This is a genomic window from Ruegeria sp. YTSC325 (assembly GCF_059609525.1).
Genome location: NZ_JBXWLY010000002.1, coordinates 209,359 through 232,858, shown reverse-complemented (window position 1 = coordinate 232,858; position 23,500 = coordinate 209,359). Strand labels below are relative to the sequence as shown.

General features: G+C 57.4%; 26 protein-coding genes. 14 read left to right on the top strand and 12 right to left on the bottom strand.

The window, feature by feature from the left end:
- The first annotated feature begins 2 nt into the window (after positions 1-2).
- Both AC2FF7_RS03960 and AC2FF7_RS03955 read left to right on the top strand, forming a co-directional pair.
- The gene (locus AC2FF7_RS03960; protein WP_170750608.1) at positions 3-623 is read left to right on the top strand and encodes an inner membrane-spanning protein YciB; all 621 of its coding nucleotides are present in this window, start codon (positions 3-5) and stop codon (positions 621-623) included.
- Between the two features lie 120 nt (positions 624-743).
- On the top strand, positions 744-1,412 hold the full coding sequence (locus AC2FF7_RS03955; RefSeq protein ID WP_480867284.1) for a Crp/Fnr family transcriptional regulator: 669 nt from the start codon (positions 744-746) through the stop codon (positions 1,410-1,412).
- 230 nt (positions 1,413-1,642) lie between these two features.
- On the opposite strand, the gene AC2FF7_RS03950 is transcribed toward AC2FF7_RS03955, so the two are convergent.
- From AC2FF7_RS03950 to rpiA, 6 genes are all read right to left on the bottom strand, one after another.
- Complete coding sequence (locus AC2FF7_RS03950) at positions 1,643-3,133, bottom strand: Do family serine endopeptidase (RefSeq protein ID WP_480867282.1); 1,491 nt, start codon at positions 3,131-3,133, stop codon at positions 1,643-1,645.
- 131 nt (positions 3,134-3,264) lie between these two features.
- Positions 3,265-3,459 carry a DUF2065 domain-containing protein gene (locus tag AC2FF7_RS03945; RefSeq protein WP_170352778.1) on the bottom strand — a complete coding sequence of 65 codons (195 nt, stop codon included), beginning with the start codon at positions 3,457-3,459 and terminating at the stop codon, positions 3,265-3,267.
- Complete coding sequence (gene hflC / locus AC2FF7_RS03940) at positions 3,459-4,337, bottom strand: protease modulator HflC (RefSeq protein WP_170352777.1); 879 nt, start codon at positions 4,335-4,337, stop codon at positions 3,459-3,461. The genes AC2FF7_RS03945 and hflC overlap by 1 nt, the downstream gene beginning before the upstream one ends.
- Complete coding sequence (gene hflK, locus AC2FF7_RS03935) at positions 4,337-5,482, bottom strand: FtsH protease activity modulator HflK (RefSeq protein WP_496905221.1); 1,146 nt, start codon at positions 5,480-5,482, stop codon at positions 4,337-4,339. The genes hflC and hflK overlap by 1 nt, the downstream gene beginning before the upstream one ends.
- A gap of 72 nt (positions 5,483-5,554) precedes the next feature.
- A complete protein-coding gene (gor, locus tag AC2FF7_RS03930) occupies positions 5,555-6,913 on the bottom strand; it encodes a glutathione-disulfide reductase (protein ID WP_480867278.1) in 1,359 nt (452 codons plus the stop codon).
- Between the two features lie 101 nt (positions 6,914-7,014).
- Positions 7,015-7,800, bottom strand: coding sequence for a ribose-5-phosphate isomerase RpiA (gene rpiA / locus AC2FF7_RS03925; RefSeq protein ID WP_496905220.1), 786 nt, complete (start codon positions 7,798-7,800; stop codon positions 7,015-7,017).
- A gap of 166 nt (positions 7,801-7,966) precedes the next feature.
- Here rpiA and AC2FF7_RS03920 point away from each other — a divergent pair, with 166 nt between their 5' ends.
- Genes AC2FF7_RS03920 through AC2FF7_RS03910 form a run of 3 tightly spaced genes read left to right on the top strand, consistent with a single transcriptional unit; the run spans position 7,967 to position 11,003 of the window.
- Positions 7,967-8,668 carry a glutathione S-transferase family protein gene (locus AC2FF7_RS03920; RefSeq protein ID WP_496905219.1) on the top strand — a complete coding sequence of 234 codons (702 nt, stop codon included), beginning with the start codon at positions 7,967-7,969 and terminating at the stop codon, positions 8,666-8,668.
- Between the two features lies 1 nt (position 8,669).
- Positions 8,670-10,043, top strand: coding sequence for an L-serine ammonia-lyase (locus AC2FF7_RS03915; RefSeq protein ID WP_480867272.1), 1,374 nt, complete (start codon positions 8,670-8,672; stop codon positions 10,041-10,043).
- Positions 10,044-10,088: 45 nt separating this feature from the next.
- Positions 10,089-11,003 carry a DMT family transporter gene (locus tag AC2FF7_RS03910; protein ID WP_496905218.1) on the top strand — a complete coding sequence of 305 codons (915 nt, stop codon included), beginning with the start codon at positions 10,089-10,091 and terminating at the stop codon, positions 11,001-11,003.
- Here the strand turns inward: AC2FF7_RS03910 and AC2FF7_RS03905 are convergent.
- A complete protein-coding gene (locus tag AC2FF7_RS03905; protein WP_480867269.1) occupies positions 10,948-11,655 on the bottom strand; it encodes a thiamine diphosphokinase in 708 nt (235 codons plus the stop codon). The genes AC2FF7_RS03910 and AC2FF7_RS03905 overlap by 56 nt on opposite strands.
- A gap of 123 nt (positions 11,656-11,778) precedes the next feature.
- Between AC2FF7_RS03905 and AC2FF7_RS03900 the strand changes: the two genes are divergently transcribed.
- Both AC2FF7_RS03900 and AC2FF7_RS03895 read left to right on the top strand, forming a co-directional pair.
- Positions 11,779-13,470, top strand: a complete 1,692-nt coding sequence (locus AC2FF7_RS03900; protein ID WP_496905217.1) for a hypothetical protein — start codon at positions 11,779-11,781, stop codon at positions 13,468-13,470.
- A gap of 185 nt (positions 13,471-13,655) precedes the next feature.
- The gene (locus tag AC2FF7_RS03895) at positions 13,656-14,219 is read left to right on the top strand and encodes a GNAT family N-acetyltransferase (RefSeq protein ID WP_170750590.1); all 564 of its coding nucleotides are present in this window, start codon (positions 13,656-13,658) and stop codon (positions 14,217-14,219) included.
- Positions 14,220-14,226: 7 nt separating this feature from the next.
- Here AC2FF7_RS03895 and AC2FF7_RS03890 read toward each other — a convergent pair whose 3' ends face one another.
- The 5 genes from AC2FF7_RS03890 to nthA all read right to left on the bottom strand — a co-directional run bounded on the left by AC2FF7_RS03890 (position 14,227) and on the right by nthA (position 17,601).
- The gene (locus AC2FF7_RS03890) at positions 14,227-14,469 is read right to left on the bottom strand and encodes a DUF2842 domain-containing protein (protein WP_170352767.1); all 243 of its coding nucleotides are present in this window, start codon (positions 14,467-14,469) and stop codon (positions 14,227-14,229) included.
- Positions 14,469-15,764 carry an adenylosuccinate synthase gene (locus AC2FF7_RS03885; protein ID WP_496905216.1) on the bottom strand — a complete coding sequence of 432 codons (1,296 nt, stop codon included), beginning with the start codon at positions 15,762-15,764 and terminating at the stop codon, positions 14,469-14,471. Before AC2FF7_RS03885 ends, AC2FF7_RS03890 begins: the two co-directional genes overlap by 1 nt.
- A gap of 213 nt (positions 15,765-15,977) precedes the next feature.
- Positions 15,978-16,316: a nitrile hydratase accessory protein gene (locus AC2FF7_RS03880; protein WP_496848483.1), complete on the bottom strand. Its 339-nt coding sequence runs from the start codon at positions 16,314-16,316 to the stop codon at positions 15,978-15,980.
- On the bottom strand, positions 16,313-16,990 hold the full coding sequence (gene nthB / locus AC2FF7_RS03875) for a nitrile hydratase subunit beta (protein WP_480867261.1): 678 nt from the start codon (positions 16,988-16,990) through the stop codon (positions 16,313-16,315). Before nthB ends, AC2FF7_RS03880 begins: the two co-directional genes overlap by 4 nt.
- Positions 16,987-17,601: a nitrile hydratase subunit alpha gene (nthA, locus tag AC2FF7_RS03870; protein ID WP_496905215.1), complete on the bottom strand. Its 615-nt coding sequence runs from the start codon at positions 17,599-17,601 to the stop codon at positions 16,987-16,989. The genes nthB and nthA overlap by 4 nt, the downstream gene beginning before the upstream one ends.
- Positions 17,602-17,751: 150 nt before the next feature.
- Between nthA and secG the strand changes: the two genes are divergently transcribed.
- From secG to AC2FF7_RS03835, 7 genes are all read left to right on the top strand, one after another.
- Positions 17,752-18,117: a preprotein translocase subunit SecG gene (secG, locus tag AC2FF7_RS03865; RefSeq protein WP_170353144.1), complete on the top strand. Its 366-nt coding sequence runs from the start codon at positions 17,752-17,754 to the stop codon at positions 18,115-18,117.
- 161 nt (positions 18,118-18,278) lie between these two features.
- Entirely contained in the window at positions 18,279-19,922 is a 1,644-nt protein-coding gene (gene pyrG / locus AC2FF7_RS03860; protein WP_480867258.1) for a CTP synthase, read from the top strand.
- A gap of 94 nt (positions 19,923-20,016) precedes the next feature.
- Entirely contained in the window at positions 20,017-20,793 is a 777-nt protein-coding gene (locus AC2FF7_RS03855) for an isocitrate lyase/PEP mutase family protein (protein WP_480867256.1), read from the top strand.
- A gap of 123 nt (positions 20,794-20,916) precedes the next feature.
- Entirely contained in the window at positions 20,917-21,366 is a 450-nt protein-coding gene (locus tag AC2FF7_RS03850; RefSeq protein ID WP_170352760.1) for a tellurite resistance TerB family protein, read from the top strand.
- A gap of 20 nt (positions 21,367-21,386) precedes the next feature.
- Complete coding sequence (locus AC2FF7_RS03845) at positions 21,387-21,824, top strand: tellurite resistance TerB family protein (RefSeq protein ID WP_170352759.1); 438 nt, start codon at positions 21,387-21,389, stop codon at positions 21,822-21,824.
- On the top strand, positions 21,821-22,573 hold the full coding sequence (locus AC2FF7_RS03840) for a phosphate/phosphite/phosphonate ABC transporter substrate-binding protein (protein ID WP_480845172.1): 753 nt from the start codon (positions 21,821-21,823) through the stop codon (positions 22,571-22,573). Before AC2FF7_RS03845 ends, AC2FF7_RS03840 begins: the two co-directional genes overlap by 4 nt.
- Before the next feature lie 125 nt (positions 22,574-22,698).
- On the top strand, positions 22,699-23,475 hold the full coding sequence (locus tag AC2FF7_RS03835; protein WP_170750574.1) for an ABC transporter ATP-binding protein: 777 nt from the start codon (positions 22,699-22,701) through the stop codon (positions 23,473-23,475).
- Positions 23,476-23,500: the final 25 nt, after the last annotated feature.

The window sequence follows — 23,500 nt, the reverse complement described above, 5'->3', positions numbered from 1 at the left end:
TGATGACAGGCAAAAAAGAGATCAACCCTTTCCTGAAACAGGCGCTGGAGCTTGGGCCTCCGTTGGCCTTTTTTTTCATCTACCTGCGTCTGCGCGACGACAGCTTTGAATTCGCGGGAACCGAATACTCGGGGTTCATCGTGGCCACCATTATCTTTGTCCCGCTTATGTTAGGGGCAATGGCTGTTCTTTGGGTACTGACCGGGAAACTCAGCCGAATGCAGATATTCACCGCGTTCATGGTGATCTTCTTCGGTGGCTTGACGGCCTGGTTCAACGACGAGCGGTTTTTCAAAATGAAAACCACGCTGGTCTATGGGTTCTTCTCCGCGATCCTTGGCATAGGCCTGCTGCAGGGCAAATCCTATTTGGCCTATGTGCTGGACGAGATGCTGCCGATGCGGCACGAAGGGTGGATGATACTGACCCGCCGTCTGTGCGGGTGCTTCGCAGTTCTTGCTGTGGCGAATGAACTGGTGTGGCGCACCCTATCGACTGATCTATGGGTGAAAATCGAAACCTTCGCGTTTCCAATCGCGCTGATGGCGTTTTTAATGCTGCAATTCAGCATGTTGCAGACGTATATGGAAGAACCCGACCAAAATGAAAATCAGGACGGCTGAAGGTTCAGAAGGTCACGGACGTCGCTCTGATATAAAATAAGTGCACAAAAACCTTGGCTAAAGGCGTTTGCTGTGAAAAGTTGTGGGACCACTCACAATCCCTCGGGTAAAACCACCAATATGACGCCCTTTCCAAACACCGGCTTTCTGGCCGAGGCATCTGACCGGCTTAGAACCATGCTATCGGCTCAGGCGACCGAGATCTCCTTGACCCAAGGAGATGTACTTTTTGAACAGGGGGACGAGGGCGACGCTCTCTATGCGATCCTCGAAGGAACGCTTGAAGTCTCCTTTCTGGCGATGAGCGGCCGCAAGCTGTCTCTGACCCTTATGAAACCCGGAGAAGTGTTCGGTGAGATCGGCCTGTTCGACAACGGCCCACGCACCGCCACCATTGCCGCCGCCGAGCCGTCTCGCGTTCTTCGAGTCCGACGCAAGGACGTCATGAACCAGATTCGTCAGCACCCCGACCTTGCCGTTGATATGATCAGGCTGGCAGGATTGCGGATGCGTTGGATGGGCTCTCAGTTGAACGAACAGGTCTTTTTGCCGATGCCGATCCGTCTGGCACGTAAATTGCTGCACCTGTCTGACCTGCAAGGCGACGCAACCAATCGCATCACTCTGTCGCAAAGCGAACTGGCTGAATTCGTTGGCGCAACGCGAGAGGCAGTGTCAAAGACGATCTCGACCTGGAAGCGGGACAAAGTGGTCGAGGCATCGCGCGGCGGCCTTAAGATCCACGACTTTGACGCGCTGCGGGAACTTGCAGATTCTGATTTGATCTGACGGGCTGTGACCTGCTTCACATACTCGCCCAGTCGTTAAGACTATCTTAATAACTGTTACCGTAGGAGGTCAGAGAATCATCCCCGATATCTGTCCACTGACCTCTCCCTGTATCAGAGCCACGTGCCTTCCCCGGCGCGTGGCTCTTTCTATTGGACAGTCTTAAAAAAGCGCGAAAAACAAAAGGCCAGAGCATCTGCTCCGGCCTTCCACTGTTTTTTGCAAGTTGATTACTGTTCCAGACTCAGCGCGACAAAGCGAGGGTCTCCGCCGCGACGTACCAGCAGAAGCAACGATTTGCGCCCTGCTTCGCCTGCTTCCACCATGCGCGTTTCGAAATCTTCGATCGATGTCACTTTTTGCTGCCCGGCCTCAGTGATCAGGTCACCAGCGCGCAAACCTTTTGCATAGGCTTCCGAGGCTTCATCAACTTCGGTCACCACAAGACCTTCGGCCTCTGCATCCAAAGCCAAATCTGACCGCAGCTCTTCCGTCAGTGGTGAGATGGTCAGGCCCAGAATATCGGCGTTTTCTTCAACCGGCGCTTCGGGCGCATCTTCTTCATTGCTCTCAGACCGCTCAGCGTCTTCGCGGCGGCCCAACGTCACCAGAACGGTCTGCGTTCCGCCGTCGCGATGCACCACAACACGAACTGCTTTGCCAACTGTGGTCTCTCCTACCTGACGGACCAGACCACGGGTATCTTCGACCTCGACCCCATCAAAGCTGAGGATCACGTCGCCTGCCAGCAGCCCGGCGTCCTTGGCGGGACCATCCGGCACGTCACTGATCAGCGCCCCGCCCGGTTTGTCCAGACCCATCGCCTCGGCCATATCCTCGGTCACGTCCTGAATGCGCACACCCAGCCAACCACGGCGCGTTTCACCGAACTCGCGCAGCTGGTCCACGACCTTGATCACGACGTTTGACGCCATCGAAAAACCAATCCCGATCGAGCCGCCATTGGGCGAAAGGATCGCGGTGTTCACTCCGATGACCTCGCCCTCCATGTTGAAAAGCGGACCGCCCGAGTTACCCCGGTTGATTGCGGCATCCGTCTGAATGTAGTCATCATACGATCCGCTGAGCGCCCGGTTGCGCGCAGATACGATACCGGCCGAGACCGAGAATCCCTGACCCAACGGGTTACCCATTGCAATCACCCAATCGCCCACGCGGGCCACATCGCTGTCACCGAACTGCACATATTGCAGCGGCCCCGACGCCTCGACCTTAAGAAGCGCGATATCGGTTTTCTCATCGGTGCCAATCACTTTGGCGGGCAGCTCTTTTACAGGCTGGCCATCGCCGGGGAAGAACTCGATTAGGATTTCATCGGCTTCTGCGATGACGTGATTGTTGGTTACGATGAACCCATCTTCAGAAATCACAAATCCCGAGCCCAGCGCATTACTGCGGCGCGGGGCGTTCTGACCATTATTCCCGCGGTCTTGAAATTCGCGGAAAAAATCCTCAAACGGAGACCCTTCGGGTACGATCCCCTGAGGACCGGATTGGCCTTCGATCAGAGTTGACGTTGTGATGTTGACCACCGCCGGGCTGATCTTTTCGGCCAGAGGAGCAAGGCTTTCGCCCCGTGCTTGCGCGGAGACGGTCTGCGCCAGAACCAACAGCATCCCGACAAAGGCCAACCACATCAGCCGCGTGAAACCAACAACCTCGTCCCGCCGGACGGAAATACTGCGCGCTTGTGCCTGCACTTGGGAACTCCTTGTCGTCAACTCTAACTGGATCGCCCTTAGGCGTTCCTCCTTGGCAACCAATGTAGTCGGTTTGGCCAAGCCCGCAACTGAGGATCGCGGAGAAATCACCGGCAAGTGAAAACCCTGTGTTAAAACCCGACCTGATGCGCGCCCCACAGCAGCACCAATCCACTGACCACACAAAGCAGCCCCGCCAGTCGCCGTGCTTGTTCGGGCAACGCACGCAGCGCCTCGAGCATACGCTCAATAAGCGAAGGGGCCAGCGCATAGGCCAGCCCCTCGACAATCAACACCAGCCCGAAGGCCAGAAGGATCATGCCCATTACCGACCGCCTTGGCCGGAAGGCGACTTCAGATAGTTAAAGAACTCAGAGTCTGGACTCAGAACTAACGAGCTGTTGCCCCCCTGCAGCGCCTGTTCATAGGCCGACAGGGAACGGTAGAACTCAAAGAACTCAGGATCCGCACCATAGGCTTCGGCAAAGATCGCGTTGCGTTCGGCGTCGGCTTCACCACGAATGATCTCGGCCTCTCGGTTTGCATCCGAGACCAGTTCAACCACAGTACGATCGGCCTGCGCCCGCACACGCTGCGCCGCCTCGTTACCACGGGCGCGCTCATCGGTGGCCTCACGCTCCCGCTCGGCTTTCATCCGGTCAAAGGTCGCCTGAAGGTTGGCCTGCGGCAGATCTGTTGCTTTCAGACGTACGTCGATAACAGTCACACCCAGCGCGCGTGCTTCAGCAATCGCGCTGTTGCGAATGCGCAGCATCAGTGCGGCCCGGTCCGAACTAAGAATATCGCGGGACGACACCGAACCCAGGACCTCACGGGTCTCGGCACGAAGGATGCTATCCAGACGATTCTCGGCAACCGGGATGCCACCGGTACCAACAGCCTGACGGAACTGGTTCAGGTCCGCGATACGGTACCGAGCAAAGGCATCGACCACCAGACGTCGATCATCCAGAGGCGTGACTTCAAGCGGTTGTACGTCGATCGACAGAATGCGGTCGTCATAGCGCACGACCTCGTCAAAGATCGGCAGTTTAAAGGCAAGGCCCGGCGTTTCCTTGACATCGACAACTCGGCCAAACCGCAGAACCAGAGCACGTTCGCGCTCATCGACGATAAAGATCGAAGACAGTCCAAGGACGCCGATAATTACAAGGATGATGAGGATAATGGGTGATTTACGCATCAGTTGCTCTCCTGCCCAGAATTGCGGCGCAGTTCGTTCAACGGCAGGTAAGGTACAACCCCCTGCCCCGAACCAGTCGAGTTCTCATCAAGGATGATCTTGTCGACATCTCCCAAAACCTGCTCCATCCGTTCCAGATACAGGCGCTTGCGCGTCACTTCAGGCGCCTTGCTGTATTCTTCCAGAACCGCACTGAAACGGCTGGCCTCACCCTGTGCGCTGTTGATCTGTTGAGCGCGATACGCCTCGGCCTGTTCCAGAACCTGCGCAGCCTCACCACGGGCTTCCGCCAAAACTTGGTTGGCATAGGCGTCAGCAACGTTCTGCAATCGATCCCGCTCTTGCGCGGCAGCCTGAACGTCACGGAAGGCGGCGATCACGTCTTGCGGCGGGTCGGCTTTGTCAAAGTTCACACGGATGATGTTTACGCCCGAATCGTAGCTGTCCATCGTGGACTGGATCAACTCTTGCAGGCGTTCACCGATGATACCACGATCCCGGTTCAGGATCGGCGCCAGCTCGCTTTGAGCAATAATCTCACGCATCGCCGATTCCGACACAGCCTGGATGGTTTGGCGCGGATCACGCAGGTTGAACAGGTATTTTGCCGGATCGTTGATGTTCCAGACAACCTGATAGTCGATGTCTACCACGTTTTCGTCGCCGGTCAGCATAAGACCATCATCGCTACCGCGTGCACCGCCCATGTCCTCGGTCTGTTCGCGCGTAACCGGGATGACTTCGGCAGTTACAAAGGGCCACGGGGCAAAGTTAAGACCAGGATTCCCGACAGAGGAGAACTCGCCCAGGAAAAGTTCTACCGACTGCTCTTCTGGTTTCACTGTGTAAAAACTTGCAGCCGCCCATAGTCCGGCCGCGACCAGCGTGCCAATTGCTATGGTCCCTTTGGTAAAGATGGGACCGCCGCCCCCGCTGCCCTGACCATTGCCGCCACGGCCCGAGCCACCACGACCGCCCATCAGAACGCGCAGTTGCTCTTGCCCTTTTTTCATCAGCTCGTCGATCTCGGGGATCTGCGGGCCATCGCCTTCGGGCGGGCGTTGCCCGTTCCCGTTGTTACCCCGATTTCCTCCGCCGCCAGAAGAGCCTCCGCCCCCCCAGGGGCCACCGCTGTTGCCCGCCATGTGTATCTATTCCCTTGTGTTGGACCGTGTGATCACGGGTTCCCTTGTAACTTGTGTGCGCGCGGTTGCAAATCAAGCAGTGCGCACAGGTTGCCGCATTGTCACCAGCTCTTCGGCCATGACTGGGTGAACCGCAACCGTCCGATCAAAATCTTCCTTGGTCGCGCCCATTTTTACGGCGATTCCGGCCAGCTGGATCATTTCACCTGCGCCGGGGGCGACAATGTGACAGCCCAGAACCTTGCGTGTCGCCTGAGACACGATCAGCTTCATCAGAACCCTCTGAGTACCACCTGCAAACGCCTTTTGCATTGGCTTGAACGAAGTAGCATACACCTCGATCGGCTCCTGCGCGGCGGCATCTTCCTCGCTCAGGCCCACAGTGCCCATTTCGGGCTGGGTGAAAATGGCGGTGGGGATGAGGTCATGATCCACGGGCGTGGGATTGCCCTTGAACACGGTTTCCACAAAAGCCATGCCCTCGCGGATCGCAACCGGGGTCAGGTTTACACGATCAGTCACATCCCCGATGGCATAAATCGAGGGCACGCCGGTCTGGCTGTATTCATCAACGATGATCTCACCCTTACGGCCACGCTCAACACCTACGGCCTCAAGCCCCAGGTTATCTGCATTGGGCGCACGACCGGTGGCGTACATGACCACGTCGAACTGATCCTCGGTGCCGTCGGTGGCCTTGACGCGGATCTTGTCGCCCTCTTTCGTCATCTCAAGCACATTGGTGCCCAGACGCACGTCGATGCCGTTCTGGCGCATCTCTTCACAGATCAGACCGCGCGCCTCTTCGTCAAAGCCGCGCAGAATCTGCGCGCCGCGATAAAACTGAGTCGTTTTCACGCCCAACCCGTTCATGATCCCGGCAAATTCGCTGGCGATATAACCGCCGCCAACGATCAGAATGCTTTCGGGCAGTTTCGGCAGGTGGAAAATCTCGTTCGATGTGATCGCCAACTCTGACCCGGGGAAGTCCGGCACAACCGGGCGACCGCCGGTGGCGATCAGGATGTGTTTGGCGGTCTTGCGGGTACCGTCGGCCAGTTCAACCGTATGTGCATCAACGATATGTGCGCGCTGGTCAAAGCTTTCGACGCCGTTGTTTTTCAGGATATTGCGGTAGATACCTTCCAGCCGGTCCAGTTCTGTCACCAGCTTGCCGTGGAACGTATCCCAATCGAACGCGCCGGGTTGGATATCCCAACCATAGGCCTGCGCGTCGCCGACCATGCTCGAAAACTCGCTGGCGAAGACCATCAGCTTTTTGGGCACACAGCCCCGAATGACACAGGTGCCGCCATAGCGATCTTCTTCGGCCAAGGCCACTTTGGCCCCGTTTTCGCCCGCCGCCACACGCGCTGCGCGGACCCCGCCCGAGCCGCCTCCGATGACGAAAAGATCATAGTCAAAGCTCATCCTGAGTTCCTTTTTGTCAGGCCAAAATTCGTTGAGTATCTGGGGTCGAATACCGCACTGCCAACCCTTGGTCGCCCAAAAAATCTATCACCGGGCCAAGTTTAGTCCGCTATATCCAGAAATAAGTTCTCGCTGTTGTCTGGCGAATGCTCGGTCTCGACCGTTCCTTCATTGATATCCCGGATTTCTACTCGACCATTTCCATGCCCGATTACAACCTTGTCGCAGATATCAATAAACAACCCGTTCTCGACGACGCCCGGCACCTGGTTCAGAACCAACGCCAACTGTCGGGCGTTTCCGATACGTTGCAGGTGCAAATCAAGGATATGGTTGCCTTCATCTGTAACAAACGGAGCTTCACCATTGAGTCGCAGGGTCGTCGAGGTTCCAAGGACGTCCATCGTGTCCAAAACCTCCTCCACCAAAGTTCGGGTCGCTTGCCAGCCGAAGGGGATAACTTCCAAGGGCAAAGGAAAAGCGCCCAGCGTTTCGACCTGTTTGCCCGCATCCGCGATAACCACCATCTGATCGCTGGCAGTCGCCACGATCTTTTCCTGCAAATGCGCGCCACCGCCGCCTTTTATTAGGTTTAATTCCCGATCAAACTCATCGGCACCGTCGATCGTCATATCCAGCCATCCGGCCTGATCCAGCGAGACAACCTCGATCCCGACTTCGCGCGCCAGTTGGGTTGTCCGGGTCGAAGTTGGAACACCTTTGATCTTCAACCCCTCTTTCTGCACCCTGTCGCCCAACCGGCGGACCATCCATTCAGCTGTCGACCCGGTGCCCAACCCAACCCGCATGCCGTCCTGAACCATGTCCGCTGCACGGCGCGCGGCGACGTATTTTGCCGTGTCGATGGGTGACATCCCTACGGTCATTGCAGCATCCCCCTGTTTTGCTGCCGAAACTTATACGGAAGGACTGCACCAACTGCGAGACCGAATCCGCCAATTCCTCGGCGAACCAATGCCAAACTACGCGTTTCCTATGGGAAACGTCGCAATCGAGACTTTCGGGAATTGATGTACGGTATAGATAGGTTTCATGGACACGCGATATCGCCTTCACTACGCCCCTGACAACGCCTCGCTGGTGATCCGGCTGGTGCTGGAGGAGATGCGCCTGCCCTACGATACCGTATTGGTTGACCGCGCCCGAAATCAGCAAGCCAGCAGCGCATATCTTGCGCTTAATCCCAACGGGTTGATCCCTGTTCTTGAAACGCCCCAAGGGCCGGTTTTTGAAACCGCCGCCATTCTGCTTTGGTTAACTGACACACACCAGCAGATGGCTCCCGCCGCCGACAATCCGGACCGCGCCGCGTTTCTGAAATGGCTATTCTTCGCTTCGAACACCTTGCATGCCGACATGCGGATTCTGTTCTACGCGGACAAGTACATTGATGCAGTTCAGGCCGGAACACTGAGCGACGGCATCCGCCCTCGCCTGCGCCATCACCTGAAACTGCTTGAATCCGTGGCCGCAGGCGCGCCCGACTGGTTTCGGGCAGACGCACCATCTGCTTTGACCTATTACATTGCGTGTATGATGAGATGGATGGCGCTTTATCCTACGGGCTCGGATCACAGTTGGTACCAACTGGCAGATACACCGCACCTGCAACACATCCTGATGAACTTGGAAACCCGCCCTGCAACGCGCGCCGCAATCGCGGCCGAGGGGTTGGGGGTCACACCCTTTACCTCACCCACATACGCTAACCCTCCGGAAGGCTCTGCTATCTGATATGTTCCTGTCAGTCTTCGATATGTTCAAAGTGGGCATCGGCCCGTCTTCATCGCACACAATGGGACCGATGGTCGCCGCTGCGCGGTTTCTAGACCAGATGCGGGCGTCGCCCTTCGAATTTACGGGGCTGCGTGGGTCTTTGCATGGTTCGTTGGCGTTCACTGGCGTCGGACACGCAACTGACCGGGCAACCATTCTGGGCCTCGCTGGATTTGTGCCCGATACCTACGACCACGACATGGCCGAGGCTGCGCTGGCCGAGATCCATGAGACGCATAGTGTTTCCCCCGAGGGGCTGCCCACGCTTGAGTTCAATCCTAAGACTGACTTGATCTTTGACTATGAACATCACCTTTCGGGCCATGCAAACGGCATGATCCTGATGGCCACCGATGCACAAGGCGACGTCATCCTGCGCCAGGTCTTCTACTCGATCGGTGGCGGCTTTGTTCTGACCGAAGAAGAACTGGCCGAGGGCAAAGCGACAGACGAAGGTGCTCCTGTGCCCTTCCCGTTCAAGTCGGCGGTCGAGATGCTGGACATGGCCAAGGCCAGCGGCAAAAGCATCGCCGAAATGAAGCGCGCCAACGAAATCTCGCGCGGCTGTGCAGACAGTTTTGCCAAAGGCACTGCGCGGCTGTGGCAAGTGATGAATGACTGCATCGAGCGCGGCCTGACCACCGACGGCATTTTGCCCGGCGGTCTTCATGTGCGTCGCCGGGCCAAGGGTATCCACGATGCGCTGCAGGCCGAACGCGGCATGAACCTGAACGCGCCTCATACAATCAACGATTGGATGAGCGTTTACGCCATGGCCGTGAACGAGGAAAACGCCGCCGGAGGTCAGGTGGTCACCGCCCCAACCAACGGCGCTGCCGGTGTTCTACCTGCCGTATTGCGGTATTACCTGGACCACGTGCCGGGCGCCTCGGAAAGCCGTATCGAAGACTTTCTTCTGACTGCTGCGGCCATCGGAGGGCTGGTTAAGTTCAACGCTTCGATTTCTGGGGCTGAAGCCGGATGCCAGGCCGAGGTGGGCAGTGCGTCCGCCATGGCCGCTGCAGGGTTGTGCGCGGTTATGGGCGGAACGCCCGAACAGGTAGAAAACGCCGCCGAGATCGCACTGGAGCACCATTTGGGAATGACCTGTGACCCGGTTGCAGGATTGGTGCAGGTGCCGTGCATCGAACGCAATGGGCTTGGGGCGATCAAGGCCGTCTCGGCAGCTTCACTGGCGCTGCGCGGGGATGGTCATCACTTTGTGCCCTTGGATGCGGTGATCGAGACCATGCGCCAAACCGGCCATGACATGCACGAGAAATACAAAGAGACCTCGTTGGGCGGTCTTGCTGTGAACGTACCGAACTGCTGACGCTTCGGCTTTCATCGGCCGTTTAAACGGCTTAGCGTAATCGATATGACAGTCGATCGCCCCGTTCTTGGCATCATGCTGATGCTTGGCTTTTGCATCCTCGCCCCCGCAGGCGACGCGATGGCCAAACTGCTGGGAGAGACAACGCCGGTCGCGATGCTGGTCTTCGTCCGGTTTGCCGTTCAGGCGTTGGTGCTGGCACCTCTGGTTGCGTTGACTGGACGTGCTTGGAAGATGCAAGGCCGCGCGCTGCGGCTGACGGTTGTGCGGACAATTCTGCACATCATCGGCATCAGCGCGATGTTTACGTCTCTGCAATACCTGCCTTTGGCGGACGCGGTCGCCATTGTCTTTGTTATGCCTTTCATCATGCTTTTGCTGGGTAAATACGTGCTGGGAGAGGAAGTGGGCCTGCGCCGCCTGATCGCGTGTATCGTAGGGTTCATTGGTACTTTGCTTGTCATCCAGCCAAGCTTTGCGCAAGTCGGCGCAGCGGCATTGCTACCGCTTGTGGTTGCTGTTGTTTTCGCCTTGTTCATGCTGGTCACCCGGCAAATCGCCAAACAGACCGATCCGATTTCCCTACAAGCGGTGTCTGGCGTAATGGCCTCGGTGATCATGTTACCGTTTCTTCTGATCGGAACCGCCGCGGGTGCATGGGAACTGTCTTTGATCGTACCGACCGGCAACACGTATGTGTTGCTTTGGGCCATTGGACTGCTGGGTACGGTGGCACATCTGTTCATGACTTGGTCACTGCGCTATGCGCCCTCGGCCACACTTGCCCCAATGCAATATCTTGAGATACCGGTGGCCACCCTGTTCGGCTGGTTTATCTTCCGTGACCTGCCCAACGGCATCGCCGCCGTTGGCATCTCCATAACGATCGCTTCGGGGCTTTACGTCATTCTAAGAGAGCGGGCCAGCGCCCGGTCTGCCCCGACAGAAACGCCTGCATGACCTGATCCAAAGCGTCGCGCGGCAACATCACAAGCATACCCGGCCCGTCCATCTGCAACTCCACATCAGACACCGCACGATTGGACGTCCCAATCTGCCCATTCGGAGCAAACTGCAAACCATCTATGGGCCATTCCAACCCCTGACTCCGCCCCGTTACATGCCGAAATGGAAACAATGAAACCACATCGCCCGATCCTAAATTGAGCGAGATCTGAGGCGGCGCATGAAATACGACTTCATGCGATCCAATCAAGATACAAGGCCGATCTTGCCTAACAGACAGAGTGTTAAGCACTGCTAACTGATGATCCAGTCGCCCTCCCAGAAAGCCGACGCCCAGCGCCAATGGCGTATCTATGCTGCGCAGGGCCTTATCGAAATCCGTGCTATCCTGTTCACAAATCCGAAACAGTCGATCTGGTGGAATCTGAGCCTCTGCAACGGCCTCAAGCGAATCAAAATCCCCAACTACGGCATCGGGAACCAGTCCAAATCGCATCAAATGATTTGCCCCACCATCAGCAGCGACGACGCATTTGGCGCGAATCAGCGTCTGATTCAGATCCTCCGGCCCGATTTGTCCACCGCCGACCAACAAAACTGGCTCGTTTGTACGCACAATCGGTATATTTTTTCCTAGATTGATCATTTTTCCCGGATTTGGACACATTGAGACCACAAAATGATAGGTTCATGGGCATAGTTCTGGGTCAACAGCTATACCTTCTGACGGGTGGGTTGGCTCTCGTAGTTTGTAAAGGACGTGCGTCTGATGGTACAGAATAACAAGGTATTGACCGTTTCCTACGGCACCTTCTCATGCACATTGGAAGGCTTCGACGACTCTTTCGAGACGATGAAGGCGATTGCAGAGTACTTCCGCGATCTGGCTGCGGAAGATCGCTATTTCGGATCGGAGCCCCCTCAGCCGGATGCGGAAATGCTGGCGCGTATTGCGCAGCGTGATGCCGCGCGGCGGATCGAAGCCAGCCATGACGATCACGGGCTGGTATTACGCTCGACAGATCAGCCCGCGCCCGCACCCATCGCTTCTGCCCCGCTCCCAACGCCCACGGCACAGGCGCAAGAACCAACTTTGCCCGAAACTGACCCGTTATCAAATGCAGAACCACTCGCAGCGGACAGTATTGCTGCCAAGCTTCAGCGCATTCGGGCCGTGGTTTCTCATACCGACGAAAACACAGTCATCTACGCCGAGGACGAAGAAACGTCGCTGATGAATGCCGATGCCGGCCCCAGCGACGCCGTCGCGGCCGCGTTTGCGGCTGGAATCCTAAGCTCTTCGGATTTCGAAGAAGAGGTTCAAGACACCCCGAATCTTGAGACTGAAACCCCTGATTTTCAAGGTGCCGATTTCGAGGAAACCCTGGAGGAACCCAAACAGGAAGAGCCCACCGCTTTCCAACAAGAACCGGCCTTCGAAGACCATGCAGAACCAGATCAGAAACCTGCGATCGATGAACCCGCGAGGGTGAACGAACCGCCCGTAGCGCAGGAACCGCTGGAGGCACAAGAAGAGACCGAACTAGCCGCCGGATTCGAACAAACTGATCTTCAGGACGAACCGTCCTCTCAAGACAATGCGCCTGAGGAAGACGAAGAAATCGTGAACATCCTCAGCGATTACGCCATGGAGGACGAGGCCGCGACCGAGGATGAAGACGAAGAGGTACTTCCCGAAGGTTTCCTGACGGCAAACGACGAAGAAGACCTGCTGAGCGAGATTTCGAACGTTGAAGAGTTCCTGGCACGGCGCGCTGCAGACTCTGGCGCAGACGTATCCGGCATGGACCAGGACGTGTCGCGGTTGATGGACAAAGCCGACGTCCAAATGGACGACCCCGCAGCCAGCGACCAGCGCGAGACCTATTCGCATTTGCGCGCTGCCGTCGCGGCCACTGAGGCCGAACGCAGTGGCAAAGCACCTAAAAGAACTCTGGCGGACTCCGATGAGGACGAGTACCGGGATATGACCTCGTCCATCAGCCCCCGCCGCCCTGAGGTTGAAGCGACAACCACGCGTCCGCAGCCCGAGGCACTGGCCCCACTGAAACTGGTCGCTGAACAGCGCGTTGATACACAAGCATCTTCTGACGACCCTGTAACCCCACGCCGCGTCCGAGCGCAGGAACAAGACAACGCGACCGAAGAAGGCGGATTTGCTCTTTATGCTCAGGAACAGGGTGCCCAATCCCTGCCGGACCTTCTAGAGGCCGCAGCGTCCTACTTGTCCTTTGTCGAAGGTCAGGAACAATTCTCGCGTCCGCAGCTTATGAACAAAATCCGCTCATTGAAGCAGGATGAGTTCAATCGAGAAGAGAGCCTACGCTCGTTTGGGCAGCTTTTGCGCGACGGCAAAATCGAAAAAGCCGGGGGTGGTCGGTTCGCGGCCTCTACTCAGATCGGGTTCCGACCCGATGATGACGAGCGCGCTGCGGGCTGACGGCCAGTAAACACAAAGATGGAAGAGGTCCGAGTTTTCTCGGGCCTCTTTTTTATGCCTTTTCCAATCCTCGGCGGATTAATGCGGGAATGACGAAACGTCAGCTATGCTGCAGCGCAGAAAAATGATAGTATCGAAACTGTAGAAACTAGTCCTATAGACACTGTTCAAGCAGAGGCTAAGCCATGTATGAACTACCAATTCGACGACTAAGAATTTACGATACGCCGAAAGTTACAAGCCATTTCAACAGCCTGGACACCGATGCACTCGCATCGCGATTTGGTGCTCCGGTTAGCCGCACCTTCCTGGACGCTTACCTAAGCCGGATCTTTGATGACGGTGCTTTGGTGTACGGTGCGTTTCCCGATTCCTGTTTGCGCGGCGTTGGGGAATTGCGAACAGTACCAGACCGCCAAAATCAGGTGGCTGAGCTAGCCTTTACCGTAGAAACCGCCTGGCAGGACCGAGGCATCGGCGACGCGCTTTTATCCCGGATCATTGCCGCCGCCCGAAATCGCGGGTTTCGAGAAGTTCACATGATGTGTTTGGCGACCAACCAAAGAATGCGCCGCTTGGCGTCTAAACACAAAGCCGATCTGAAACTGGTCACGGGTCAGGTCGAGGCGACCCTGACCCCCCCATGGCCCACGCCTTTCAGCCTGGTCGAAGAAATCTCGGGCGAATACCACGCCCTCGCTCGGGCCATCCTGACCTGGCCGAGAATTGAGGTCAGGGGCGGCCGTTAGAACCGCCCTATTCAGACGGATTATCCGGATCCTCTTTTCCGACGCCCTTAAATACGAATTTGAATGGCAACGCCCAAAGAATACCGAGCACCACGTAGATCAGGAATTCCAGCCAAATCGGTGGGCGGTCCAACCAGTTGACCACAGTCACAACTGCGACGATGTACAGTGGCAGCCCAACCAGCAAAAGCACCAGCGACCACCGCCGCCGGGCTTTATAGCTAAGGCCGGTTTTCTCGTTATCGCTCATCAGTCGGCAAACGGGTCGGTCACCAGAATGGTGTCATCCCGCTCCGGGCTGGTGGACAAAAGGGCAACCGGGCATTCGATCAGTTCTTCGACCCGACGCACATATTTGATCGCGTTTGCTGGCAGGTCGGCCCAGCTGCGCGCGCCTTCGGTGGATTCGCTCCAACCCGGCATTTCTTCGTAAATCGGTGTGCAGCGTGCCTGCTGATCCGCGGCGGTGGGTAGATAGTCCAGACGTTCGCCATCCAAATCGTAACCGACGCAGATTTTCAGTGTCTCGAACCCGTCGAGAACATCCAGCTTGGTCAGCGAGATACCGTTCACACCGCTGGTCGCGCAGGTCTGGCGGACCAGACAGGCGTCAAACCAGCCGCACCGGCGCTTACGCCCGGTGGTGGTGCCGAACTCATGTCCACGCTCACCCAGACGCTGCCCATCTGCATCGTCCAACTCGGTCGGGAACGGACCCTCGCCCACGCGGGTTGTATAGGCTTTAACGATGCCCAGAACAAAGTCGATCGAACCCGGGCCGATACCAACACCCGTGGCGGCCTGCCCTGCAATCACGTTGGAAGAGGTCACAAACGGATAGGTGCCAAAGTCGATATCCAGCAGGGCTCCCTGCGCACCTTCGAACAGAATGCGCTTACCGGCTTTGCGCTTTTCATTCAGCACTTTCCAGACCGGAGCCGCAAAGGGCAGAATTTCCGCCGCGATCTCTTTCAACTGCGCAATCAGCGCGTCACGGTCCACAGGTTCGATACCCAGTCCTTTGCGCAACGGATCATGATGCTGTAGCGCACGATCTACTCGGGCCTCCAGCGTCGCCTCATCGACCAGATCAGCAACACGGACAGAGCGGCGACCCACTTTGTCTTCATAAGCTGGGCCGATACCACGGCCGGTGGTGCCGATCTTGGTACCTTTGCTGGCGGCTTCTTCGCGCGCCCGGTCCAGCTCGCCATGAATCGGCAGGATCAGCGGAGTATTTTCGGCAATCATCAGAGTGTCGGGCGAAATCTCGACACCTTGCGCGCGAATGGTGCCAATTTCCTTGAGCAGATGCCACGGGTCCAGCACCACGCCATTACCGATCACGCTCAGCTTGCCGCCCCGCACAACGCCCGATGGTAGTGCGTGCAGCTTATAGACCTCGCCTTCGATGACCAGAGTATGCCCGGCATTGTGCCCGCCCTGAAAACGCGCGATTACGTCTGCCCGCTCGCTTAGCCAGTCGACGATCTTGCCTTTTCCTTCGTCACCCCACTGGGCGCCGACAACAACCACATTGGCCATACCCGGTCCTTTTGCGCTGAATTATCAAACCTCGCTCGTATAGCGAGGAGAACGCGGCAGGGAAACCGATAATTCGCCGCAGTTTTGAACCGCGCTGCGCGCGCTGCCTCCGGCGGAGGTATTTTTAGCCAGATGAAGAGCGGATCCCCTGCTTCATCTGGCCGCAAATACCTCGGGGGAGTCGCCCGGAACGGGCGGCGGGGGCAGAGCCCCCTACCCGCTTTGCCGTAAATGCACAGGTTGCCCGTGCGGCGTTGTCAGATACGCTTCTTCCCATGCTGACTGCAGGTTCGATATCTCATCAAATGCCGCTGTGCCCTGATCGGCAAGCAAGTTCTCAAGCGTCTCCAGCCACGCGTTGAAATAGTCATCGCCCCCGTCAAGCTCTCGTTCAAGACCGTGTTGTTTGAGGGTGCGTGAGAACATACTTGCCCAATCGGGCCAGTCGAGTCGCCCGGCCTCGTTCAGGGCTACGGTCACGGCAAAAACCTGTGCGTGCCAAGGCTCAGAGAAGACAGGTTCAGGGGCGCTGAGGTTTGGGCAATTGGTCATGCCGCCTCCAGATAGCTTTGCCATAGGTCCAGTACGACCTCATCCCTTTGGTTCTCCGGGTCCGCCCACAATTCTGACGCCGAGAAAACCACCGCATAGAGAGGTTCCGGCGCTTCGCCCAAACCATGCGCGCTGGAATCCGGCAGAACATGGGTGCCATGCAGACGCAGAATGCGCCCTGTTGCGCCAGAGGCGTAAATCGGTAGGCGCGTGTGCCCGCCATCGACCTTGCGATTGGCCGCAGGATGGGCGGTGCGCACCTGTTGCCCGATCTCGAACGCGACCGGCACGTCCGACGGGCGATCTGCCGGACCGCCCTTAGCAAGCGCGGTAGCCACCGCCTCAGCCTTCAGCATCCGTGCGGCCAGAGGGTGCGGATCGTTTGAGCCCGCCTCTGACAAATCCTCGCGAGTCAGAACGGCCTTTTCCACCAACAGATCGGCAAGGCCGGAAATCCACTTTTCGTAGTAGGAGAACCGAGCATAATCCTTGGGCGACAATCTCTCGCGCGCGTGCCGAGAAGTATCGATGTTCCATTGACCCAGAAACCCGGCGGCCAGCGTCACCGCCAGCGCGCGGCCGTGCCAATCCTCGGCAAAGACCGGGGCATCGTTAGGCTCGGGGTTGATCGGACCATCTCCAAAGCGGCCCCCCATGTCGTGCACGCGGGTCATGCGGACACCTTGGGTAAGCCGGTGCCGATCATGCTGTCACGGGTCACGAGCGCGGCAAGGGCATCCTCGTCCAGCCGTTCGGTGCCGTCGGGGCGCATCGGCAGGACCAGATAGCGAATCTCGGCCGTTGAATCCCAAACCCGCACGGCTGTCTCAGCCGACAGGGTAACGCCAAACTCGGCCAACACCTTACGCGGTTCGCGCACAGCGCGGGCACGGTAAGCGTCAGACTTGTACCAGCCCGGAGGGATTCCCAGCAGCGGCCAAGGGTAGCAACTGCAAAGCGTGCAAACGACCATGTTGTGCTGTTTGGGCGTGTTTTCGACCACCACGATATGCTCGCCCTGACGGCCATAGAACCCAAGATCGGCGACAACGGGCGTGGCGTCTTCAATCAAAGCACGTTTGAAATCCGGGTCCAGCCAAGCCTTTGCAACAACCCGTGCCCCGTTCTGAGGGCCAATCTTACTCTGGTAGGTATCAATGATCTCATCCAGCGCCTCCGGATCAATCAACCCTTTGCGGGTCAGAATCGTCTCCAGCGCCTTGACGCGCAGAGCGGGTTCGGGTGGCAAAAGGGCGTGCGGGTGGTCGTGATCGTCATGAAGCATGGCGGCAGGGTGCGCCAGCTTTCGCCGATCTGTCCAGTCCCTTTGCTGTGATAGGACACATCATGGGGTGTGATGCAAAGTCCTGACTTGCCCCCGGAACCAAACTTGCATAAGTACCACGCGATACACGCCACGCTGTACAGGACCACCATGGAAAACGTCGTTCTCATCATCCATCTTCTTCTGGCTCTGGGCCTGATCGCCGTTGTTCTGATGCAGCGGTCCGAAGGCGGTGGCCTGGGTATGGGTGGCGGCGGTGGCGGCGCCATGACCGGCCGCGCAGCAGCAACCGCGTTGGGCAAGGTCACATGGATTCTGGCAGCGTGTTTTATCGTCACCTCGATCACGCTGACCATTCTCGCCGCGCAAAAATCCTCGGGCAGCTCGGTCATCGACCGTCTGGGCGTTCCGGCGCCTGCCCCGGTCGAGGAAAGCACACCGGCGGTTCCGTCGGCAGATGATCTGCTGCCTCCGGCGCAGGGCGACAACGCGCCGCTGATCCCGCAAGCGAACTGATCCACAAAACCTAGAAATCTGAAAGAGAACTGCAACAGCATCTTGCGGTTCTCTTGCGCTTTGGGCGCGAATCCTTTATGTGTGAAGTCCCGTGATGCAGCGGTTTTTCGTAAACCGTCGGGCAGCTGATTTTGACGTCTCACGGGAGCTAGCCGAACAACATGGCGCGTTTTATTTTCATCACCGGTGGTGTGGTTTCGTCCTTGGGCAAGGGGCTGGCTTCGGCGGCTTTGGGCGCTTTGTTGCAGGCGCGAGGCTATTCGGTTCGCCTGCGCAAGCTGGACCCCTATCTGAACGTTGACCCCGGCACGATGTCGCCCTTTGAACATGGCGAAGTGTTCGTCACCGATGACGGGGCCGAGACCGATCTGGACCTTGGCCACTATGAACGTTTCACAGGTGTTGCTGCTCGCAAGACCGACTCGGTCAGCTCGGGTCGGATTTATTCGAATGTGCTCGAGAAAGAACGCCGCGGAGACTACCTAGGCAAGACCATTCAGGTGATCCCGCACGTCACCAATGAGATCAAGGATTTCATTGCCATTGGCGAGGATGAGGTCGATTTCATGCTTTGTGAAATCGGCGGCACCGTGGGCGATATCGAGGGTCTGCCCTTCTTTGAGGCCATCCGTCAGTTCAGTCAGGACAAGCCGCGCGGTCAGTGCATGTTTATGCACCTGACGCTGCTGCCCTACATCAAGGCCTCGGGCGAGTTGAAAACCAAACCGACCCAGCACTCGGTCAAGGAACTGCGTTCGATCGGTCTGGCCCCCGACATTCTAGTTTGCCGCTCGGAAGGCCCGATTCCGAAGAAAGAACGTGAAAAGCTGGCGCTTTTCTGCAACGTGCGCTCCGACAGCGTGATTGCAGCGCAGGATCTGTCGACCATTTATGATGCGCCGCTGGCCTATCACCGCGAAGGTCTGGATCAGGCGGTTCTTGATGCATTCCAGATCAGCCCGGCCCCCAAGCCCGATCTGGCCAAATGGGAGGATGTCAGCGACCGCATCCACAACGCCGAGGGCGAGGTCAAGGTCGCCATCGTCGGCAAATACACTCAGTTGGAAGACGCCTATAAGTCGATCGCCGAGGCGCTGACCCACGGCGGCATGGCCAACCGCGTCAAGGTCAAGGTCGAATGGGTCGATGCCGAGGTCTTCGATACTGAAGACGCCGCCCCGCATCTTGAGGGCTTCCACGCCATCCTCGTGCCCGGTGGTTTTGGCGAACGTGGAACCGAGGGCAAGATCAAAGCGGCGCAATATGCCCGCGAGCATAAAGTCCCCTATCTGGGTATCTGTCTGGGAATGCAGATGGCCGTGATCGAAGCCGCCCGCAACGCTGCGGGCATCACCGAAGCCGGGTCCGAGGAATTCGACCATGAGGCCGGGAAAAAGCGTTTTGAGCCAGTTGTCTATCACCTGAAAGAATGGGTGCAGGGCAACCACAAGGTCGAACGCAAAGTGGGTGACGACAAGGGCGGCACCATGCGTCTGGGCGCTTATGATGCGGTTCTGGCCGAGGGGTCAAAGGTAGCAGAAGTCTACGGCGGCACAAATATCGAGGAGCGCCACCGTCACCGCTATGAGGTCGACATCAAATATCGCGAACAACTTGAAAAAGCGGGCTTGAACTTCTCGGGCATGTCGCCCGATGGCCGTCTGCCCGAGATTGTCGAGTGGTCCGATCACCCGTGGTTCATCGGCGTTCAGTATCACCCCGAGCTCAAGTCGAAGCCGTTTGATCCGCACCCTTTGTTTCGCGATTTCGTCCGCGCGGCCAAGGACACTTCTCGCTTGGTTTAAGTCACCTTAACGTGACGGGTGTTTCGGATTTTTCTGTTCGAAACACCTGTTTACAGGGTTAACTGTCCGTGGAACACGAGACAGGAGACCGGCCATGACCGATCAGATCAAACAAGCGGAACGTTTCGCTGCCCTGCACCAAAAAGGCACACCGGTGATCCTTTACAATATCTGGGACGCTGGTAGCGCCGGTGCCGTGCGCGATGCCGGTGCCAAGGCAATTGCGACAGGCAGTGCACCGGTCGCAATGGCTCAAGGGTTCGGCGATGGTCAGAATATCCCGATGGACTTTGCGCTGGACAATGTCAGTCGCATCGTCTCAGCTGTCGATTTGCCTGTGACCTTGGACTTCGAAGGTGCCTATGCCGAAAGCCCTGTAGCAATTGCGGCCAACGTCCAGCGTGCATTGGAGACTGGGATTGTCGGCTTTAACTTCGAAGATCAAATTGTTGGAACCAATGATCTTTATGACATTGAAACCCAGGCCGCGCGGGTGGCTGCGATGCGTGAAGGAAGCGACGTGGCAGGCGTTCCGGCTTTCATCAACGCCCGCACAGATTTGTTTTTGAAGGCCAAGCCAGAAGAGCATGACAATGCGATGTTGGATGAAGCCATGGCACGGGCCAGTGCCTTCGCAGATGCAGGGGCAAGCGGGTTCTTCGCACCGGGTCTTAAGGACGAAGGATTGATCGCTCGGCTTTGCGAATCGACCGAACTGCCGGTGAACATTATCGCATTGCCCGGAACGCCTGATACGGCGACTCTGTCCTCGCTTGGTGTGGCACGTATCAGCTATGGCCCCGTGCCCTATCGCCAAATGCTGGGATGGTTGCAGGAACAAGCAAGCGCGGCATTACAGCAAGGCGGCTGAAAACCGAGCTTTGTTGGCGCTTTTTCGCGTATTGTGATCGTCAATGGTGGTCTGATGATCACGGATGGCTATGACAGGTAGTCCGTGCTTGGCGGGCTACCAAATATGGAATAACCTCGCGATATGTTGAAAAAGTTTTTTCAGGCGTTCCGACCGCCACAACACGACAATTTGCCTGACCCTGATGCAGAGCTTGCGCTAGGGGCGCTGATGGTGCGCGTGGCGCAGGCGGATAGGGACTATAAGCTGGAAGAAATCAGCCTGATCGACCGCATTCTGGCGCGGTTATATCAGCACAACGCGATCGAGGCCGCCAAGGTTCGCGCAACCTGCGAGAAACTGCACGCCGCCGCTCCTGAGACGGACACATTCGGCAAGCTGATCCGTGAGACCACCGATCTGCATGAACGTCTCGCCGCCTTAGACGCACTATGGGAAGTCGTTTTGGCCGATGGCAGCTCGGACGAAGGCGAAATGAAAATCGTCGAAGAGGCCCGGATTGCGATGGGTCTAAGCTATAATGACAGCCAAGCCGCCCGTGGCCGCGTGCAAAGACGCTTGGAAGAGACCTGACGGCGCTTTATATCTGGCGCATGTTTAGTGATTTTCTGTCCCGCCTGACAAACCCGCAGCCCGATCCGCTGCCCGATCATGATGCGCGCCTGGCGCTTACGGCCCTTTTGGTGCGGATCGCACGTTCTGACAATGACTATGCCGATAGCGAGATGTCCCGCATCGACCGGATATCCATGGAACGCTATGGCCTGTCCCCTTTCGAGGCCGCCGGTTTGCGCGCCCGTGCCGAAGATCTTGAAGCCGAGGCACCGGACACTGTGCGTTTTACACGTGCCATTAAAGAAGCCGTTGCCTATGATGACCGGCTCGCGGTCGTTCAGGCCCTGTGGTCGGTTGCTTTGGCGGATGGACACCGGACGGGTGAAGAAGATTCACTCTTACGGCTCGTGGTAAGTCTTTTGGGCGTCAGTGACGTAGACTCGGCACTGGCCCGACAGAAGGCCGCTAAGTCGTGATCGCTGCGCTGGGCATGTATGACTTGCCCAGCCTGCGGCCGGCCAACGATCGCTACTGGTCGTTGATTCGCTCAGCTTTGGGTTACGGCCCGGTTGAACTTACGCGCGATGCGGAACCCTGGGATATCTGGCTAAACCCTGACTTGTTGTTCGCGCAGGCCTGCGGTATGCCTTTTCGCACGCGGCTATATGGTCACGTTCAGTTGGTTGGTACGCCCGATTATGGTCTGTCTGGCTGTCCACCGGGTCATTATCGATCGGTATTTGTGGCACGCGCACGGGATTCACGCGGGCTTGCTGACCTTTCCCGAGGTACCTTTGCCTATAACGAGACGACGTCTCAGTCTGGTTGGGCAGGCCCCTTGGTTCATCTTGAAAAAATGGGATTGTGTCCTCTGTCCGGTCTGGAAACCGGATCTCACGCCATGTCGGCCCGCGCTGTGGCTGAAGGCGAAGCCGATTTTGCGGCACTGGATGCGCTCACGTGGTTGATGCTGAAAGAACACACAAAACTGGGAACGGAACTGCGCGATGTCGACGCGACAGAACCAACCCCTGCCTTGCCCTATGTCACCTCGGGCACACAGGACGCGACCGCTGTCGCCAAAGCTGTCCGACACGCAATCAACGCTCTGCCGCCCCGCGACCGCAATGCTCTGCATCTGCTGGACCTGATCACCATACCTGCGCAAGACTATCTTGCTATTCCAAACCCCTCTCCGAACATGGTCAAGCAGCTTATTCCCTGACCGATTTGACCAGAACGTCTGGTCAATTTGACGGCTTCGCCCCCCAATCGTGTCATTTGCGCATTGCATTGAGCTGAAATTTAAGCCCTAGTACCGCACCAACACCAACAACACTCAGGTCGCCCGTGACAGATTCCACTCCGGTCATCGAGATCAAAAACCTACACAAGAGTTTCGGCAATCTTGAGGTGCTGAAAGGGGTGGATATTACGGCAAGACGGGGCGACGTCGTATCGCTTATCGGTTCGTCCGGGTCCGGGAAGTCCACTTTGCTGCGCTGCTGCAACCTGTTGGAAGACAGTCAGCAGGGTGAGATTCTGTTCAAGGGCGAACCCGTGCGCTGGACAGGTAGCGACCATCACCGCCGACCCGCAGACCCTAAGCAGGTTCTGCGTATCCGCACGAACCTGTCGATGGTTTTCCAGCAGTTCAACCTGTGGTCTCACATGACCATTCTGCAAAACGTGATGGAAGCCCCTGTTACCGTTTTGGGGCGTGACAAGGCCGAGGTTGAGGACAGCGCCCGCAAGTATCTGGAAAAAGTGGGCATCGGCGACAAGTGCGACGTTTACCCGGCCCAGCTTTCTGGCGGCCAACAACAGCGCGCTGCTATCGCGCGCGGGCTATGCATGGAGCCTGAAGCCCTGTTGTTTGACGAACCGACATCGGCGCTGGACCCCGAGTTGGAGCAAGAAGTAATTAAGGTGATCAAGGATCTGGCCGCCGAGGGGCGTACTATGATCATTGTGACCCACGACATGAAGATGGCGGCTGATATCTCAAGCCATGTCGTCTTTCTGCATCAGGGCCTCATCGAAGAAGAAGGTCTGCCGGAGGACATCTTCACCACCCCTGAATCCAAGAGGCTTCAGGGCTTTCTATCCGCCACACAGGCGGCCTAATAAACGGACAGGACCAAACTGGGGA